Origin of the sequence: Methylobacterium sp. WL9 (genome assembly GCF_008040035.1) — a bacterium.
Lineage (GTDB): Bacteria > Pseudomonadota > Alphaproteobacteria > Rhizobiales > Beijerinckiaceae > Methylobacterium > Methylobacterium thuringiense.
This window is the reverse complement of record NZ_VRVE01000174.1, coordinates 1-1,520: the sequence shown is the minus strand read 5'-3', so window position 1 is coordinate 1,520 and position 1,520 is coordinate 1. Positions and strand designations below refer to the sequence as shown.

The window sequence follows — 1,520 nt, the reverse complement described above, 5'->3', positions numbered from 1 at the left end:
TGAATGGTCCGTTCGGTTCGAGGCCCCGGTCCGCGCGAAGCGGCCCGTCTCCACCTGTCTCACGCTCGCCTCATGGCCGACCCGAACGGCAAAACCGTGGCTGCGGCTTACCTATGGTCACCGTTCGCGGCTCTACCGCAACGGCCCCTTCGCCGCCTTCGGTGAGTGCGGGCAGGCGCCGGCCGTGGCGCTGCCGGAGCGCTGCACGGCGAGCTACCGCGAGCGCCGCCGCGCGGGAGAGGCGACGCCGGACGATTCCGCCGCACGATCGTGACGCCGCGTTAACCTTGTCTTGCCGTGAACGGGCCATACTGCCGCGAATCGAGGAATTCGGCGCGGACCCCGCGCGAGGAGGATCGCGATGTCGACGAAGAAGGCGCCCCACCAGACCCTGTCACGCCGCGCCGTGATTCCGGCCCTGCTCGCAGCGCCCGCGGCCCTGCTGCTGCCCGGGCGCGAGGCGGTGGCGCGGGAGGATTCCGGCCGGCCCGAATCGTTCCGGCCGGCGGAGGTCGTCGACAACGGCCACAAGTTCTTCGGCAGCGTTTCCAAGGGCTTGGCGCTCACCATCGAGGAGGCGACGAAACGCTGGGGCCAGCCGAACGGCTACATCCTGGGCCAGGAGGCCTCCGGCGCCATCGTCGGCGGGCTGCGTTACGGCGAGGGCACCCTCTACACCCGCAACGCCGGCAACCGCCGGATCTACTGGCAGGGGCCGTCGATCGGCTTCGACATGGGCGGCGACGGCGACCGCACCATGATGCTGGTCTACAATCTGCCCGGCCTGCCGGACCTCTACCAGCGCTTCGGCGGGGTCGACGGATCGGCCTATTTCGTCGGCGGTTTCGGCATGACGGCGGTGACCAACGACGGAATCGTGGTGGTTCCTATCCGCACCGGCGTCGGCGCCCGGCTCGGCATCAACATCGGCTACCTCAAGTTTACGAGCCGGCCGACCTGGAACCCCTTCTGAGCGCCCGTCCCGATGCTGCCATCGATAGTCCCGTCGTTCGCCGGGATGCATGCCGTGTGCGGCACGGGACTGCCTTGAAGCCGGCCAGAACGCGCCATACACGCTGACGGTGCCGTTTTTCCGGCACGCGTCCCCGAGGTTTCACGCATGGGTCCGTCGGCGTGATCGAGACCGTGATGAGCTTCGCGCTCGGCTTCCTCCTGGCAAGCCTGGCCGCGCTCCTGATGCTGCCGGTGCTGAACCGGCGCGCGGCCCGTCTCGCCCGCAGGCGGATCGACGGCCTGTTTCCGCTGTCGATGCAGGAGATCGCCGCCGAGCGCGATGCCCTGCGCGCCGAGTTCGCCGTCGCCGAGCGGCGCATGGAGCGCAAGGTCGAGGCCGCGCGCTCCGGCCGCCACACCGACATGGAGACCGTCGGCGCCAAGCTCCTCGAAATCGCCGCCCTGCAGCGCGAGGTCGAGGGTCGCGACGCCGCCCTCGGCGGCCGCAAGGTCGAGATCGAGGAGGCGCATGCCCGCATCGCCGGGCTCGACCGCGACCTCGGCTC

At 70.3% G+C, this 1,520-nt stretch carries 1 protein-coding gene and 2 pseudogenes; all 3 read left to right on the top strand.

Annotated features, from left to right (window positions below; translation table 11 throughout):
- Positions 1-274 (top strand): annotated as a pseudogene (locus FV217_RS23145) (hypothetical protein); the annotation flags it as partial.
- Between the two features lie 87 nt (positions 275-361).
- Complete coding sequence (locus tag FV217_RS22265) at positions 362-973, top strand: DUF1134 domain-containing protein (protein WP_147821807.1); 612 nt, start codon at positions 362-364, stop codon at positions 971-973.
- A 161-nt stretch (positions 974-1,134) separates the two neighbouring features.
- A pseudogene (locus FV217_RS22260) lies at positions 1,135-1,520 on the top strand (hypothetical protein); the annotation flags it as partial.